Source organism: Thalassomonas actiniarum, assembly GCF_000948975.2.
Classification (GTDB): Bacteria; Pseudomonadota; Gammaproteobacteria; order Enterobacterales; family Alteromonadaceae; genus Thalassomonas; species Thalassomonas actiniarum.
Genome location: NZ_CP059735.1, coordinates 2,116,814 through 2,133,121, shown reverse-complemented (window position 1 = coordinate 2,133,121; position 16,308 = coordinate 2,116,814). Strand labels below are relative to the sequence as shown.

13 protein-coding genes are annotated in these 16,308 nt (G+C 46.9%); 7 read left to right on the top strand and 6 right to left on the bottom strand.

The features are described from left to right. Positions 1 to 2: 2 nt before the first annotated feature. Positions 3 to 962 carry a YbgA family protein gene (locus SG35_RS09210; RefSeq protein ID WP_236702573.1) on the bottom strand — a complete coding sequence of 320 codons (960 nt, stop codon included), beginning with the start codon at positions 960 to 962 and terminating at the stop codon, positions 3 to 5. Between the two features lie 324 nt (positions 963 to 1,286). On the opposite strand from SG35_RS09210, the gene SG35_RS09205 reads away from it, so the two are divergent. Further along, complete coding sequence (locus SG35_RS09205) at positions 1,287 to 2,657, top strand: hypothetical protein (RefSeq protein ID WP_053042967.1); 1,371 nt, start codon at positions 1,287 to 1,289, stop codon at positions 2,655 to 2,657. A 255-nt stretch (positions 2,658 to 2,912) separates the two neighbouring features. On the opposite strand, the gene SG35_RS09200 is transcribed toward SG35_RS09205, so the two are convergent. The 3 genes from SG35_RS09200 to SG35_RS09190 form a co-directional block, all read right to left on the bottom strand. Next, positions 2,913 to 3,857 carry a pyridoxamine 5'-phosphate oxidase family protein gene (locus SG35_RS09200; RefSeq protein ID WP_044832409.1) on the bottom strand — a complete coding sequence of 315 codons (945 nt, stop codon included), beginning with the start codon at positions 3,855 to 3,857 and terminating at the stop codon, positions 2,913 to 2,915. Between the two features lie 131 nt (positions 3,858 to 3,988). Continuing rightward, positions 3,989 to 4,969 carry an alpha/beta fold hydrolase gene (locus SG35_RS09195; RefSeq protein ID WP_084692689.1) on the bottom strand — a complete coding sequence of 327 codons (981 nt, stop codon included), beginning with the start codon at positions 4,967 to 4,969 and terminating at the stop codon, positions 3,989 to 3,991. Positions 4,970 to 5,035: 66 nt separating this feature from the next. After that, the gene (locus tag SG35_RS09190) at positions 5,036 to 5,281 is read right to left on the bottom strand and encodes a glutaredoxin family protein (protein ID WP_044832408.1); all 246 of its coding nucleotides are present in this window, start codon (positions 5,279 to 5,281) and stop codon (positions 5,036 to 5,038) included. A gap of 186 nt (positions 5,282 to 5,467) precedes the next feature. On the opposite strand from SG35_RS09190, the gene SG35_RS09185 reads away from it, so the two are divergent. The 3 genes from SG35_RS09185 to SG35_RS09175 all read left to right on the top strand — a co-directional run bounded on the left by SG35_RS09185 (position 5,468) and on the right by SG35_RS09175 (position 10,187). Then, a complete protein-coding gene (locus SG35_RS09185; RefSeq protein WP_044832407.1) occupies positions 5,468 to 6,367 on the top strand; it encodes a LysR family transcriptional regulator in 900 nt (299 codons plus the stop codon). 106 nt (positions 6,368 to 6,473) lie between these two features. Then, on the top strand, positions 6,474 to 7,259 hold the full coding sequence (locus tag SG35_RS09180; protein WP_053042966.1) for a DUF2628 domain-containing protein: 786 nt from the start codon (positions 6,474 to 6,476) through the stop codon (positions 7,257 to 7,259). A gap of 363 nt (positions 7,260 to 7,622) precedes the next feature. After that, the gene (locus tag SG35_RS09175; protein WP_044832406.1) at positions 7,623 to 10,187 is read left to right on the top strand and encodes an efflux RND transporter permease subunit; all 2,565 of its coding nucleotides are present in this window, start codon (positions 7,623 to 7,625) and stop codon (positions 10,185 to 10,187) included. A gap of 35 nt (positions 10,188 to 10,222) precedes the next feature. Here the strand turns inward: SG35_RS09175 and SG35_RS09170 are convergent, their stop codons facing one another. Beyond that, complete coding sequence (locus tag SG35_RS09170; RefSeq protein ID WP_044832405.1) at positions 10,223 to 11,524, bottom strand: NAD(P)/FAD-dependent oxidoreductase; 1,302 nt, start codon at positions 11,522 to 11,524, stop codon at positions 10,223 to 10,225. Positions 11,525 to 11,846: 322 nt separating this feature from the next. On the opposite strand from SG35_RS09170, the gene SG35_RS09165 reads away from it, so the two are divergent. The 3 genes from SG35_RS09165 to SG35_RS09155 all read left to right on the top strand — a co-directional run bounded on the left by SG35_RS09165 (position 11,847) and on the right by SG35_RS09155 (position 14,992). Continuing rightward, entirely contained in the window at positions 11,847 to 12,380 is a 534-nt protein-coding gene (locus tag SG35_RS09165) for a glycoside hydrolase family 108 protein (protein ID WP_044832404.1), read from the top strand. Between the two features lie 136 nt (positions 12,381 to 12,516). Next, the gene (locus SG35_RS09160) at positions 12,517 to 13,914 is read left to right on the top strand and encodes a hypothetical protein (protein WP_044832403.1); all 1,398 of its coding nucleotides are present in this window, start codon (positions 12,517 to 12,519) and stop codon (positions 13,912 to 13,914) included. Positions 13,915 to 14,344: 430 nt separating this feature from the next. Then, positions 14,345 to 14,992 carry a c-type cytochrome gene (locus tag SG35_RS09155; protein ID WP_160298274.1) on the top strand — a complete coding sequence of 216 codons (648 nt, stop codon included), beginning with the start codon at positions 14,345 to 14,347 and terminating at the stop codon, positions 14,990 to 14,992. A 62-nt stretch (positions 14,993 to 15,054) separates the two neighbouring features. Here SG35_RS09155 and SG35_RS09150 read toward each other — a convergent pair whose 3' ends face one another. Then, positions 15,055 to 16,218: a methyl-accepting chemotaxis protein gene (locus SG35_RS09150; RefSeq protein ID WP_044832401.1), complete on the bottom strand. Its 1,164-nt coding sequence runs from the start codon at positions 16,216 to 16,218 to the stop codon at positions 15,055 to 15,057. Between the last annotated feature and the right edge of the window lie 90 nt (positions 16,219 to 16,308).

Here is a 16,308-nt window from a genome sequence, read left to right as displayed (position 1 = left end):
AGTCACAAACTGTTGAGCAACATCAATTCTTTCGGATGAGGCTGCAGGTAATAGGAGCGGCTGATATATTGCTGGGGGTGATGCATAAAATGGTGCCTGAGCAAAGTAATCGGCACTATCAAGGGCAAGAGCCCCTGTCGATAAGATTCAACCGACTGCTCCAACTCCTGTTTATCAGAGCGGCTCAGGTAATTTTTTAAATAACCCTGGATATGTTTCAAGGTATTGACATGATTCTTTTTCGAGGCCTTGATAATTAACAACGCCATCATTTGCTCCAGGTATTGTCGGCAGACCTGCTCTATTGGCAACTGATGATGCTGCGCCAGCCACTTGCCCAGTTCCCTGGCCTTTTTCTGATTATGACTCATATAGATATATTTATGCCTGGCATGAAAATCTGTCAATAAAGACCAGCTGACTTCCCCGGCCATTAATTGCTGCCAGCGGTGATAAATAAACACCCTTTGAATAAAGTTTTCCCGGATCACCATATCCCCGAGGCGCCCTTCCTCTTCCACCGGCAAACAGGGAAAGTTTTTCATCAGCCGCCGGGTATATAAACCGATACCGTTGCGGACCGGCATCTTCTGCTGATAAACCCTGACCCTTTCCATACCACAGCTGGGAGAGTCTTTTTTTACGATATAACCCGAGAGCTGCCGGTGCCAATCCTGCTGCTCCTGTGCGCATTGCTCCAGGCGTTCGGTTACATCCAAAGTGTCATCTTTGCTGCCGACACATATAATTTGCTGTTCAGCCAGGACCAGGCGAATCGCCTGCCGGGGGATCCCTAAACCGATACTGACTTCCGGGCAAAAGGGAATAAAATGAAAAAAAGGCTTCAGGACATTGGCGATATAGGCATTAAATTTATGGCCTCCGTCAAATCTGACACTTTCACCAAGTAAACAGCTGCTGATGCCGATATTAATCTTGTCATTGTCCATTAAAGCCATCATCACCGACTCCACTCTTTGATGCATTTATAGTAAGTTTGAATGCTAGATCTTGAAACTACAAGCTTTTTTATGACCGAGTTGGACAGAGAAAAATCAGGCAAAAAAAAACGCGTTTAAATAAACGCGTTATGTATAAAACAAAACATGAAACACTAAGGGAAATAAAAGTCTCTCGGTTAATAGGAGTGGCAACGATAAAATTAGTTCAAAATTCTTTGCAAAAAACAAAAACTCCAGCAGTAAAAATGTTTCTTAGATAGTGGTAAAGCAAGATGAATGACTAAATAATTTAACTGAGTATGCTCGTTGAAAGGGGAAACCACTATGCCCGCCGATATCATGACGCTTGAAGAATTTCAAAACGCCAGCAGCCACTGGAGCCAAAGGCGTAAAGGCCATAAACATTTGATCAAGATAGACAATGCCCTGAGCTCATACCATGCCATTGCGAAAAACAAAATTGAACAGCGTATATCCTCGTTAAAGCAGGTGATGGACATCGCCAAAGAATATGCCGATGCCAAAAAGCTGTTTGTCTGGCAGGATACCCGGCGCAAAAGAAAAATCGGCGCCGCCGAAGCCGTCTACAACCAGGCGGTGGTGAAAATAAAATACCTTAAAGAGGCCTTGCTGGCAGAAAAACGCCTGCCGGCCATGTTCGGCTCCGGCAACAAGACCCCGCTACAAAAAGCCAATAGCGCCATGGGCCGCTGGGCGGCAACCATCAAACAGATCAGAGGGCTGCAGCAGTATATCGGCAAACCCGACGACGGCCGACAGCTTCATGAACATTACTGGCGCGAAGCAATAGATCCCTTACACACCAATTGGAAGAACCCGAACAACAACCAGGTATTTCGGGAATGGAAAAAAGCCAGGTATGAAGATAACAGCACTATGTTGTCATTTTATCGCTGGCTGGAAACCCAAAGCGATGAAGATATCAGCCGGCTGACCCGAAATGTCGGGCTATTGCCGACCACCTACCTGGATGAAGAAGGCCGGGAGCAGTACCGGTTATTTTTTCAAAACCGGCTGATAAAATACCTGAAGTCACCGGCAGAGATGCTGCCCTGGGGCTCAGAAAGCAACAGCACCAATTTTTGCGGCAAAGGCTGGGCTATTTTTGTCATGTCCCCGGAAGGCAAACTCTATGCCGCCACCCATAATACCGCCACCGGCTGGTTCCACGCCTCCTTTTTAGGGGGCAAACCGGTAAAGGCTGCCGGTGAAATCTATGTCAAAAATGGTATTCCCCTGGTGATCACGGATAAAAGCGGCCATTACAAACCCCAGTTTACCAACTTATGTGACGCAGTCAGGGAAATGAACCGTAATGGCATCGATATTTCACAGTTGCAAATTTGGAGCCGCTGGACAGATCCCCATAGCGGAAAAATCTTCACCGGCGATGACGGCATGCGTGCCAGCGGTATCTGGTATATGGCCATAGATGCCGAGCGTTATATCAATACCGGCAACAGAAACTATGCCATGATCTTTGATTTTGCTATTAAGTCGGGGTCATCCGGCAAAATAAAAACGGCTACGCCGCAGCGGCTGAACATGTCGGACGAGCAACAAAAGGAATATGACGAGTACCCGATAATGGAGGTGGCCAACAGGGGGAAAAATCACTTCAGGGGCTGTTCCATCGACCAATACTGTAAAGCGCCCCATGTTTTCAGATTCTGATCATTCCAGTTTCCTTGCCGCCGATTCGGCTCAACAGCTAATGCCCCGAGCCGGTGGCAAATCAACAGTGATAACATTAAATTTCAGACAAAAAAAAGCGCGTTAACAAAACGCGCTATGTCAAACATAAAACAAAACATGAAACACTAAGGGAAATAAAAGTCTCTCGGTTAATAAGAGTGGCACCGGTAAAATTAGTTCAAGATAATTTAAAAAAATCCAAACAATAAAAATGCGCCTAAGTTACCGGCAGTTTCACAACACAGAAAGCTGCGGTGGCTGCCAGCGCAAATCCAGGACATTTCTCAGCCAATAGCCCAGGTGTAAGTTAAAGGTCCACAAGCGTTCGGCGCCGGGAAAGTTTTCAACCTCGGGGCTGTCGAATAAGAGCTTCACCCGTCCGGTCAGGGTCAGCATATGGCCGTTTTCAAAATCAATAAAGAGCAAACCCGCTCTGGGATTGTTCACAAAATTACCCAGGGTATTAAAATGAAAATTGCCGGCATAATCGGGTATGGTCAGGTTCAGGTGATTATCGACACGGACAAAACCGGCTTCGCCGCCTCGGTGGGAAACATCCGCCCCTTCGCTGGCTTCTCCCTGCCGGTTTTCGATAAAACTGGCAACGAAAAAGGTATCGCTTGTTTCAATCAGTGCCCTGGCCTGGTCATCTAAACCGGTAAAGCCATGCGCGGTTGCCGGCAATAGGTCATCGGCAATACCGGTGTCCAGTTCCCTTTGCCGGATATATTTCGGGCAATTGCCAAAGGCCTGGTCGACGGCGAGAGTGACCCCCTGCTCACCTGTTTGTATAATATGTGCCGCCAGGCGGTTGCGCCTGCGGGTATTAAGCTCAATGCCCAAAAGTCCCAGATGGGCGCCGGTGTTCATCGCTTTTTGCAGCGGATCCCCCTTTACCGGCCGGCTATTGATGTTTAAGGTTTTATCGTCGGGGGAGGTGATAAAACCCGGCTGATTGAACAGCATCGAAGCCCAGGGCCAACCATCCTTATCACCGTGGCCGACAAAAAGATAAGGCAACTGCTGATAAAAACGCCGGTGCTGGTCCGGCATATAATCGCGGATCACCCGGCGGCCAAAACGCTCCATCTGCTCCCTCACCCCCATCCTGCTTTGCAGCGCCTGCTCTCCCTTATGAAAAGGAGAGCTGTTTTCGGGGTTATCTTTAATATCTGTCATGGCTTATGATCTCCCGGCCAGTATAACTATTGCCAACTTAACTACATAACCGTAGTGCTTGGCTTGCATCGAAAAAATCTGGCAACCCCGGCTGAGACAGCAAGGATTACCATTAACATCAACCGGCAAGTTTATTTGGCCAGCACTTTGTTTTTCATAAAGCTCTGGATCAAACCGGCAATCACATCACCGTCTTCTTCCAGGGCAAAATGTCCGGTATCCAGGATATGAAAGTCCAGTTTTTTCAAATCACGCTTGTACGGATGTGCGCCTTCTTCCGGGAAGATATAGTCCCCTTTACCCCATACCAGTAATGTCGGCGGCTGGTGCTTTCTGAAATAGGCCTGCCACTGTGGATACAAGGCCGGGTTTGTGCCGTAGGAATAAAATAACTCCAGCTGTATTGCTTTGTTGCCGGGACGGTCGAGCTTGGCCTGATCGACAATCCAGTTATCCGGACTGATGGTTTCCTTGTTGCGGGCGCCATTGGTATATTGCCACTGGGTCGCTTCTATCGTTAACAAGGAGTCTTTCAGTACTTTGGCGTTTGCCGGGCTTTTATCTTGCCAGTAGGCCTTGATCGGTTTCCAGAAATCCCGCAGCCCTTCATCATAGGCATTACCGTTTTGTACGATTAACCCCTGTACCCGTTCGGGATGTGCCGCGGCAATCCTGAAACCTACCGGCGCGCCATAGTCCATCACATATAAGCTATATTCTTCGGCGCCGACCTTAGTTAAAAATGCGTCGGTGATCTTTGCCAGGTTATCAAAACTGTATTCAAATTCATCCACTGCCGGCATCGAGCTGTTGCCGAAACCGGGATAGTCCGGGGCGATCACATGATAGTCCTGCGCCAACTCTGGGATCAGGTTACGGTACATATGCGACGAGGTAGGGAAACCATGTAATAACACTATGGTCGGTGCATTGTTATCGCCGGCTTCGCGGTAAAAAATCTGCTGCCCTGCAACTTCTATGGTTTTGTGCAGCGTTTGTGAAGCCCGGGCATGGCTAATACCGGCAATGGCAAGGGCCAAGACCCCGGCAGCGGTAATTAGATGGTTTTTAAAGCTTGTTTTGTTGTCTAATAACTTGTTTAGGGTATTCATGGGAAATCTCCTGTTTAATACGCTTTTCAAAGCGCTTTACAATAAAAATCGTTCGTTTATGTTCAACTAGCAGCCCGGCAGTAACTTGCTTTCCTGCATGGCCAGTAATTCGCTAAACCCCCCGATGGCGACATCGTTTATCAATATCTGGGGATAAGTGTTGCCCGGGGTACGCAGCTGCATCCGGGCCAGGTATTGGGGATGCTGATAGACGTCATATTCGACAAAACTTAGCCCTTGTCCCGCCAACAACCGCTTGGCATGAGTGCAATAACCGCATCCGGGCCGGGTATAAATTTCAATTTTGCTCATTCAAAATCTCCTGTGACTGATAGCTGGAATATCCGCTTCAGCTTGTTAAAAAGCAGCTGTGCTGCGATGGGGGTATTATTAAACAGGGATATTTATTGATAAACATCCTTCATATTGAATACTTGTCAACAAAACGTTGACAGTAGTAAACTTGGGTATAAACAGGTAACAGGATAAGGTTTAAAGATGGATACCCTGGATGGCATGAAAACCGTGGTTGCCGTGGTAGAAACCGGCTCTTTCACCGCCGCCGGCGAGCGTCTGGGCATGTCGAAAGCCCTGGTCAGCAAATATGTCGGGGAAGTGGAGAAGCATTTAGGCACCCGGTTGTTTAACCGCACCACCCGCCAGCTGGCGTTAACCGAAGCCGGGCGCAGTTATTACCAGCAGGCGCTGGATCTGCTGGAGCAATACACGGCTATGGTAGACAAGGTGACCGGCGAGCAAACCAGTCCGCGGGGTTTATTACGCCTGAGCGCCCCGGTGACTTTCGGTGAAAAAACCCTGTCGCCGCTGCTGCCGAAGTTTTTACGGCTATACCCGGATTTGCAGGTCGAGCTGCGTCTGACCAACAGCACCATAGATATGCTCGAAGAAGGCATAGATGTGCGTATCCGTATCGGCGGTGTTGACGACTCCACCATGATCGCCCGCCAGCTGGGCAGCTTTCCGCTATTATTATGCGCCTCCCCCGCCTATATCAAACAACAGGGAGTGCCAACAACACCGGAGCAAATCGCTGCCCACAGCTGCATCATTGACAGTAATTTTCGTATCGGCAAGCAATGGCCGATCATCTCACCGCAGGGAGTTGCCCATACCGTCAATGTCTGCTCCCATATTTCGGTCAACAGCCCGCAGGCGGTACGGGAGATTGCCATTGCCGGCGGCGGCATCGGCATGATCCCCGCCTTTATTGTTGACGATGCCCTCAAAGATGGCCGGCTGGTGCAGGTGTTACCCGAATGTACCACACTGGAATTCGGCCTGTTTGCCATCTATCCGCACCGCCAGTATGTGCCGAGAAAAGTCCGCTGTTTCCTGGACTTTGCCATGGCCGAATTTTCCCGTAAAACACCGGGTTAAATGTTAAAAAGCATGTATACTGAAATCACTTTAAATTTAAACAACTTAGCCAATATAATAACACCATGAAAAGCAGGCGGGCTTTATATTAACCAAAGGAAGACTTATGGCTGAACCAGGCTTAGACGATAACAGCTCAGAATATCAGGTTTCGGATAAATGGCGGACCAGGTTCGCACTGCTGGAAAAAATCGGTGCGGATAAACAGTTTATCTTTCAGGCCGCCGGGGGAGATGGCTTTAAAGCCTTGCCGTTTAAACAAAGGCAGAAAATCAGCTTCAACCTGTTCGCCTTTTTATTCGGTCCTTTTTATTATTTCGGCAAAAAGATGTGGCATAAAGGCGCCTTGCTGCTGGCACTGACCTGGCTGTGGAGTTGTCTGGTCTTTATAATCGAAATGACCCTGGAAACCAAGCTGGCCAGCATCGCCTACTGGATTGTCCCTGCGGCAATATGCGCCCAGCTGGCCAATTATGATTATTTCCGTTTTATTACGCAACAAGAAAAAATCTGGCCCGGCCTGCCGGCAATGTTTACCTCAACACCCGGCATTATCGCCTCTCCCTTACTCGCGTTAGGATTGCTTTTTGGCCTGGTTTGGCAGTTAATGCCGGCGCAAACGCCGCAATGTTACAGCAGTGAAGTTACCGAATTAGTGATTGAATTGTCAGAAAAAGAAATTCTCAAACATCTGACATCCTCAGAGGCTTCAGATTTAAATTTAACTTTAAAAGCCATCAATACCACAGACATGGATCAGCATACCTTAGCTTACCAGTGCGCCGCCCAGTTACATGTTGACGGTCCGGATATCAGCAACTCTATCCCGGTCAACTATTCGGTAGCATTAATTGACAACGGCAAAGCATTTAATGTCAGCGTATTCTTATAATAAAGCTGTCGGCTAAGGCCTGTCTTAAGTGAATAAGCCAATCACTTAACCCGAAAAGAGCAGATTTTCCTGCCCTGCTCTTTTCCATCTCCCCCGCCTTAAGTAACCAGTTGATTTTTATGATTTATAAAGCTAAAGCCTAGCCTGAACAGAAATATTTCATCAAGCTTCCCGGGAAAATACAGCGCTAAATTCATGTTATTTACTATAGTTAAAACTAGAGTAAGGGACTGAAATCGAAGTTAATTCAAATACAGATATCGCCTTTTAGCGCAGTGTTTTTTCCCAAGTCAATAAGTACAACTGATAAAAAGAACCAAGCCGACCAACGTTCAAGCTTTAATAACAAATCTGGAGAAGGATATGGTGTTTTCGATCTCTGCCTATTACGAACGCTTTATCATAGACCGGCCAAAAACAACCTTAGCAGTGATCGCCCTGGTGGTGCTCGCCTTTACCTATTATGCCCCGGGCATACGCCTGGATGCTTCTGCCGATACCCTGATCCTGGAAAATGATCAATCGCTGAAATATTATCGTGGCATTAAAGCCAGGTACGGCTCCGATGACTACCTGTTTGTCACTTACTCCCCGAAAAAAGATTTGTTTTCCCAAGCCGTACTCGACGATCTCAAACAGCTCAGGGATAAACTCGCCGCCATTAACGGCGTATCATCCGTCGTCAGCATCTGGGATGTGCCGTTAATCAACAGCCCGCGCATCACTCTGGATCAATTACAAGACGGTATCCGCACCTTATCGACCCCGGGACTGGATACAGAGCTTGCCCGTAAGGAGTTTATCTCCAGCCCCCTGTATAAAAACATGCTGATCAGCGAAGACGGCCAAACCACCGGGCTGCAGGTCAATATTACCCGAAACGAGAAATACTACCGCTTACTGACAGAGCGCAACGGCTTACGGGAAAAACAACTTAAGCAGGCATTAACACCTGTGGAGCAGGCGCAGCTGGAGCAGGTATCGAAAGAGTTTTACCATTATACCGCCAGCTTGCAGCAACAGCTCAAAGAGATGATCGCCGGGGTACGCCAGGTATTGGACCAGCACAGGGGCGGCGCCGATATTTTCCTTGGCGGTATTCCCATGATCACTGCCGATTCCATCGATTATATTGCCCATGACCTGACCACCTTCAGCGTAGGCGTGCTGGCTTTTATCATCTTTATTCTCGCCATCGCCTTTGGCAGGTTTCATTGGGTGGTGCTGCCTATGGTCACCTGCTTTTGCGCCGGCAGCATTATGCTGGGGTTGTTGACCCTGCTCGACTGGCCGATCACCGTGGTCTCCGCCAATTTTATTTCCCTGATGCTGATCGTCACCCTGTCGCTGACGGTGCATTTGATCGTACGTTACCAGGAGCTGCACAGCGAGCAAGCTGAAGCGGAGCAGCGCTACCTGGTTTTGACCACCATGTATAAAAAACTCATCCCCTGTTTTTATACCACCACCACCACCATGATAGCGTTCGGCTCTTTGCTGATCAGTTTTATCCGCCCGTTAATCGATTTCGGCTGGATGATGATTATGGGCATGGCGGTGTCTTTCATCCTGGCCTTTACCCTGTTTCCCGCCACTTTGATGTTGTTAAAGCCCGGGAAACCCGCAGTGCAGCAAGATCTCACCAGCAAAATGACTAAATATATCGCCGGAAAAATCCAGCTTTACCCGAAAAAAATCTTATCCGCTTATGCCCTGCTGGTGCTGTTCAGCATCGCCGGCATAGGGCTGTTAACGGTGGAAAACCGCTTTATCGATTATTTTAAGAAATCGACGGAAATCTACCAGGGCATGGAACTTATCGATCAAAAACTCGGCGGCACCACGCCGCTGGAAGTGGTGCTGGATGCCCCGGCGGCCTTCTTTGAACAGGCGGATGAGGAAGAAGAACTCGATGAAGAGTTTCTGGAAGAGTTTGGCATGGACGCAGAAGATTTTAGCTATGACGACGCCACAGAAGCCGGTATCACAGGCAGCAGCTACTGGTTTAATGTGCAGCAACTGGATCAGGTCCGGCAAATACATGAGTACCTGGAAAGCCTGGGAGAAACCGGCAAAGTGCTTTCCATCGCCAGCACCATGGCCATGCTCAAAACCCTGGATCCCCAGGTGGTCAACGACAACTTTATGCTCTCGGTACTCCATAGCAAGCTGTCGGAAGAAATCAAAGCCAGCCTGGTAACCCCCTATATGTCCGAAGACGGCAACCAGCTGCGTTTTGGCATCCGTATCTTTGAATCAGACCCCAACCTCAAACGGGAGCAGTTACTGGAAAAAATCCGCGAAAAATTAACCGGCGATTTTCAGCTCGAGCGCGGACAAATCCACCTCACCGGCATGGTGGTGCTGTATAACAATATGCTGCAAAGCCTGTTTAAATCGCAGATCCTCACCATAGGGGTGGTATTTCTGGCGATACTGCTGATGTTTCTGGTGCTGTTTAGAAACTTTAAATTATCCCTGATCGCCCTGATCCCCAATATGGTGGCCGCCGCTATGGTGCTGGGGCTGATGGGGTTTATCGGCATCCCGCTGGATTTAATGACCATCACCATAGCCGCCATCTGCATCGGCATCGCAGTGGATAATTCCATCCATTATGTCGACCGCTTTAACAGCGAATTTGACAGCCACAAGCACTACTGGCTCTCGGTCAGGCATTGTCACGGCAGTATCGGCAAGGCCATGTATTATACTTCCATCACCATCACCTTAGGCTTTTCTATCCTCGCCCTGTCCAATTTTGTGCCTACCGTCTATTTCGGCCTGCTCACCGGTTTTGCCATGCTGATGGCACTGTTTGCCAATATGACCTTGCTGCCATTATTAATCGTGCAATTTAAACCCAGGGGCCAGGCACAAAACGAGCAACCGCCCCTGGAAACAATCGATACCCCGATAGCTGATTAATAAAACAATTCACCGGCAAGGCTGGCTTGATTTACCTAATGCAGTTTCATCCTCGGGCGCACCACCTTCATGATCTTTTCCGCAAACCACAAGGCGATGGTTTTGGCAGTACCATGTATCGCCCTCTGGTGCATGCGGTACAGGGAAATATAAACCAGGCGGGCGATCCGTCCTTCGACAAACATGCTGTTTTTCGTTAAATTGCCCATCAAGCTGCCGATGGTGCTGTAGCGGGATAAATTCACCAGCGAGCCGTAATCGACATATTGATAATCCACCAACGGCTGGCCTTTAAACTCCCTGAGCAGATTCTTTTGTACGCACAACGCCATCTGGTGCGCCGACTGGGCCCGTGGCGGCACCCAGTTGCCGTCGGGAAGACGACAGGCACAACAATCGCCGATCACAGAAATATCCGCATCAACACTGGCCGTTAAATTCCCTTTGACCAGGATCTGGTTGGCGCGGTTCAATTCAAAGATGCCCATATCCTTAATAAAATCAGGCGCCTTAACCCCGGCGGCCCACAACATCAAATCTGCCGGAATAAGCTGTTCATCACTGGTAATAAAACCCTGCTCACTGGCTTTGGCTATCCGGGTATTTTCCATCACATTCACACCGAGTTGGGACAATTCACGACGCACCGCAGCCGAGATCCGGGGCGGCAGCGCCGGTAAAATACTGCTTCCCGCTTCAATCAGGTGAATATTGAGTTTTTCCCCGCTCATATTACTCAGGCCGTAAACTTTGAGCAGATCCGCAACATGATACAACTCGGCAGAAAGCTCCACCCCGGTGGCTCCGGCGCCGACAATGGCAATATTCAGGGGTTTGTTGTTTTCCGCCTGATGAATGCGGGTAAAGTTATCCAGCAGGGCATTGTGAAAGCGTTTCGCCTGCTGATGGGAGTCAAGAAAATAACAATGCTCTTTAATGCCCGGGGTATTAAAGTCATTGCTGACACTGCCGACGGCAATAACCAGCTTATCGTAACTGACCTCGCGCCAGGGCAAAATTTGCTGGCCATTTTCATCCAGCTGCGGTGCCAGGGTCAGAGATTTATTTCTAATATCCAGGGCACTGAAAGTACCGAGCTGAAATTGATAGCCGTGTTTGGCAGCATGGGCGGAATAGACCACACCGTCAAGATCGGAGTCAAGCGAGCCCGTCGCCACCTCATGCAACAGCGGTTTCCAGATATGATTGCGATTTTTATCAATTAACAGTATCTGTGCTTTATTACGTTTTCCCAGTTTATGTCCTAACTGCGTGGCTAATTCCAAGCCGCCCGCACCGCCACCGACAATGACTATTTTAGGATGTGTTGATTTCATGATAATGCCCTCAAAGTGTTATAGGGCTGAAAACTTCAAAATTATCAGGCCAATAACACTTAACTCACAGGGCAAAACCATTGTGCCGACTATTGATGGCTTTGTCACTAAATAATCAACATAAATTCAAGTATTTAGTTAATTTTTAAGCAAGCAATAATGCTTGTCTCTCTCCCGGTAAAGCCGGTCTGCAACATTACCGGAGCGCTTGCTTTTTAAACAAAGTGTTCAATACTTATTACTAAGTGTTAATCAATAAAGCCTTTCATTGTCATACACTTAGCAAGAGAGCTAACAAAGAATCCGACAAAGGGAAAGTGCCATGGCAGATTTCGACACCGCATTTGAACTTACAATGGCAGCTGAAGGCGGCTATGTCCATGATCCCGATGACCCCGGCGGGGAAACCTATAAAGGCGTAGCCCGGGCCAGGAATCCCAAATGGCCGGGATGGAAAGAAATAGATTGGCTGAAAAAAAGCGATGACTTTCCCGACAACCTGGACGCCCATCCGGCACTGCAAAGCCAGATCAAAAACCTCTATAAAGCCAATTACTGGGACAAAATCCGCGGCGATGACATCACAGAGCAGGATATCGCCGCATCCATTTTTGACTTCGCCGTCAATGCCGGCCCCAAGACCAGCGCCAAACTAGCCCAAATAACCGTTGGCGCCAAGGCAGACGGTATTGTCGGTCCCAAGACCCTGAAAAAAATCAATGCCGATGATAAACGGGCTTTTTTAGCGGTCTTCGCCCTCGCCAAAATAGGCCGTTATGTCGATATCTGCGAAAAGCGCAAAGCCAGTAGAAAGTACTTTTTTGGCTGGGTCCGGCGCACGTTAGAGGGGATATAACAGGATAAAAAAGTAAGAGATGGGTAAATGGTACATAAACCTGTTTCTTCTTTGTAATTGTATTGCTCACTTCAACAAAAGGAAAAATAAGATTACCAATTGAAATAAAAAACCAACAAAATAAAAAGGATGCACAATGAAATACATTAATAAAAATTTATATTTACTATTAATCATTATATTCCCTTTAACAGCCCAAGCCGAAATCGAAATAAAATGCAATGCAACTCTCAGTATTGAGCAAGTCAATACTGAATTAAATAAAATATCTGAGCCTGTTGAGCCTGATGCAGCAGAAGACGTAATACAGAGCAAAAAACTTGCTAAATTAATCAAACAGGAAACATTATTAAATAAGCACATCCACTGTGCTAAAAAAGTAAAAGCTGAGATAACAGAGACATTAAAGAACAAACTACGGAAAATACAAACTAAGAGAAAAAATTTAAGCGACAAATTGGATACCGCCAAAATACCAGAAGCATTAGCAAAAGCCTGTAAAGCTATTGTGAGCCAGAAAGACCTTAAGAACAAATCAAAGCCAATCCAATTAAAAGAAATTTCAAGAGAAATAACCTGTCTGTTAGCAGGAATACCTGCTCTGAAAATCACTGAAACAGATCCTAAAAAAAAGCAAGAAGCCCTGCTTCAAGCAGAAAAAGAACGCAAAGTATTAATTGCCGAATTAATCGACCAGCAGCATAAAATACAACACCCCTCAACTATAGAAGAACGAGTTTCTAATACACGTATAATCAGTGATTACGAGTTAGGCATAATGAAATTACCAGATTATGAAGATGGCGAAAATAACGGCTTTACAGACACAAAAGGGTATTTTGATATCAATATTGATGGACGTTTTGAATTTGACACCATTAATTTAGTTATTAATTCAACGTTTAATGCGATGTTTATGAGTACAGGGGCATTTAGTAAAGAAGAAGTAGAAGCTGAAACTGCCAATCCTTTTCCCAATAATTTTAATGATGTCTCTGATACGTTAGATGCCGGAATATCATTCAGACTATCAGCAATGGAATGCTCCGACAAAATCTTTTGGTTCATATCTTGCTTATCCGCAAGTAACGATGGAAAGTCTTCTTTTGGTTTAGTCATTAAAACAGGGTTTCAAAACAGAGAGAAGAAATTAATTAATGGCGACACGGTTAATAACTATTATGGTGTAGGTTTTGACTATCGCAGTTATGACGATAAAATCAGTTACGGCACAAACCGCACTCCAAATTTTTCCATATCATATCTCTACAGCGAATTTGAAGAATATGGATTTAATGTGATACCAACCGCTAACGCCCCTTGTACCACTGAACTGGTTGATGAATGTATCCAGGGCAGAGAAGATGCTAAGCGACATGTTTTTAAGCTGAACTATCGCATTCATGACGAATATCCTTTTTACTTAGGGTTTAGAGCAAATTTAGGTAAAGGTCAGGATGATTATGGCTTAACTTTAGGCATTCGAAAAACGGGTGAAGAAATGTTGTCAATATTCGGCTATAAAGCAAATTAATGTCAACTTAAGCGAATAAGAAAAGACAGGTAAGCTGACACTTACCTGTCTTTCAGAAAGAAATATTTCAATAGTAGCTAATTATTTGATAAGCAGATATCAAAACCAACATTTACCTCCCTATTTTTATTTTCTAAAAGAGTAACAACGCTTTCCCAACACAAAAGTCACTAACAGCAACGATAACAAATCCGCCCTACTATTGGTTTAAACGGGATGCAATTAGCGATTAGACATACTGCTGTTTAACTTTTAACAGCATCAGAACCTGACAATAGATGAATGAAGCCCAAAGACTAGTCATCCTTACCCAGAACATTAATCCAAAAAATCAGGATAATTAGCGCAAACAAGCTACAATAATATTAACAATAATTTTACCTTTAGTCAGCAGGTTTCATATTTCATACTTATGCATATTCAGCGACTGATGACAGCCAGTGCATGCCTGCGCCAGTATCGCAGGCAAACAAGCAAGCTTACCTCTGCAGCTTTGCTGATATTGCTATTTATGCTAACACCACAGGTAAAAGCAGACGTACCCGCCTTTATCCGCCATTGCATGGACTGCCATGGCGAAAACGGCGTCAGCCGGCACAGCGATGTCCCCACCATCGCAGGTTTATCGGCGGCCTACCATAAAGCCAGTCTCTATGCCTATCAAAACAAGCTGCGACCGGCGCCAGCCTCTAAATACCGCCACGGCGATCTTCAGCGTGCCGACACTGATATGAAAGCCATCAGCGATAAACTATCCGATAAACAAATCACTTATATTTCCCTGTATTTTGCCGCTCAAAGGTTTGTACCGGCAAAACAAAACTTTAACCCCTTACTGGTAGACCTGGGAGAAAAAACCCATCAAACCTATTGCCGAAGATGCCACAAAGAAGGAGGCAGCAGGACCCGTGACGATAGCGGCCTGCTCGCCGGCCAGTGGAGCCGCTACCTGATTGCAAGCATGCAGGCTTACCGCGACGGCACTCGGGAAATGGACAAGAAAATGGCCATTATGCTGGACAAATTAACGGAGCATGAGTGGCAGGCGCTGCTGGCCTACTATGCCAGTCAACAATAGTGCCGGTCAGCAATGACGCATATCACAAGTTACAAACCTGCCGGCCCGCTATCCCCGGTACCTTAAATAATAAAAGTCTCAAGCTGGGCAACAATTTCCCGGGTTACCCCTTCCAGGCGTTGACCTTCTAGCGTCAACTCCCGGCAATCATCGGCATTTGAGCCGGAAAGCTGGCGCAAGATGGTTATTTCCTCAACCACTTGTGTCACCAGAACATGGATATGTCGGATATCGACATCTTCCCGGTTTGCATGTCCGCCGAGTAACTGTAAAATGCTGTCGATATTTTCACAAGCCCGGGTAATTTCTTCCTGGCTCACCCGGGAATGATCCGAAAGTTGTGACAGGTTTTGCGACTGTAATTTCACTTCTTCATCTGCCTGTGCAACCGCCTCGGTGATATTGGTGATGATACGGTTAATTTCCAGCAAACTGCTTTGAGTGGAATTGGCCAACTGCCTGACTTCATCTGCCACCACGGCAAAACCGCGGCCATGCTCCCCTGCCCGGGCAGCTTCTATAGCGGCATTAAGGGCCAGTAAATTCGTCTGCTCCGCTATGGTATTGATCACCGACACCACAGAGGCAATTGATGTCGCCTGCTCCGACAAGGCATCAAATTTACCACTGAGGCTTTCACTGCTGCTGACATAAAGGCGAACCATACCCGCCATGGCTTCCATGCTACGACTCGTTTCTTGCAAGCCCTGCTTGGTTTGATGCACCCGAGATTCGGTATCTTTGGCTTTTCCCTGCAGGGTCAGAGAGTATTCATCCAGGGTTTGGCATTTCTGGGAAATGGTGCCGACCCTTAAATCCTGCTGCGATATCCGCTGGGCAATACTCGATGTTTTTGTCGTCAATACCTGCGCTACTTGTTCCGAACTGTCCGCCTGGGCTTTGATCCCCAAAAGTGTCTTTTGAACATTCTCCCGAAAAGCATTGATAACCTTTAAGATCTTTCCCATTTCACTGTTATAGTCGCTGTTAATGTCACAGGCGACCGAAAGATTTTTTTGTTCGAAATAGCCCATATAGGCGGTGATCTTCCTTAAAGAGTCTACCCCCCAGTGCTTCTCGTCCAGATCGTGGATCACCAGTAAAACCACCACAACATACTGCAGCACCTGAGAAAATGTTTGCTCGGTATAGAGCAGGGCATTAAAAAACAAACCTATGGCTCCCAACCAGTGGATCAGGCGCATTCTAAAAAATAATGATTGCATAACAACTCCAAGTACTTCTGGCGGCCTTTAAGCGCCAACTTCAATTACCCTTAGCGATATCAAGCTTTATGCCATAACGTTTTAGCCAAA